The organism is Mycobacterium sp. WUMAC-067 (genome assembly GCF_020217485.1).
Classification (GTDB): domain Bacteria; phylum Actinomycetota; class Actinomycetes; order Mycobacteriales; family Mycobacteriaceae; genus Mycobacterium.
This window is the reverse complement of the sequence record NZ_JAEKMI010000226.1, coordinates 1-236: the sequence shown is the minus strand read 5'-3', so window position 1 is coordinate 236 and position 236 is coordinate 1. Positions and strand designations below refer to the sequence as shown.

1 protein-coding gene is annotated in these 236 nt (G+C 61.0%); it reads left to right on the top strand.

What is annotated here, in order from left to right; translation table 11 throughout:
- Positions 1–2 precede the first annotated feature (2 nt).
- On the top strand, positions 3–236 hold a 234-nt coding region (locus JF781_RS28825; protein WP_225341399.1), incomplete at its 3' end, for an MlaD family protein.

The window sequence follows — 236 nt, the reverse complement described above, 5'->3', positions numbered from 1 at the left end:
AAGTGGCCGGCGTAACGATCGGCAGCATTAAGTCCATTTCACCAGAGCCCGAACACACCAAGATCGTGATGGGTGTCAGAGGCGACGTGCCGATACCCGCGGACGCCCAGGCCATCATCATCTCCCCAAGCCTGGTGGCCTCGAGGTTCATCGAACTGACGCCCACTTATGACCAGGGGCCAATTCTGGCCGACCACAGCACCATTCCCCAAGCCCGTACAGCGGTGCCCGTCGAG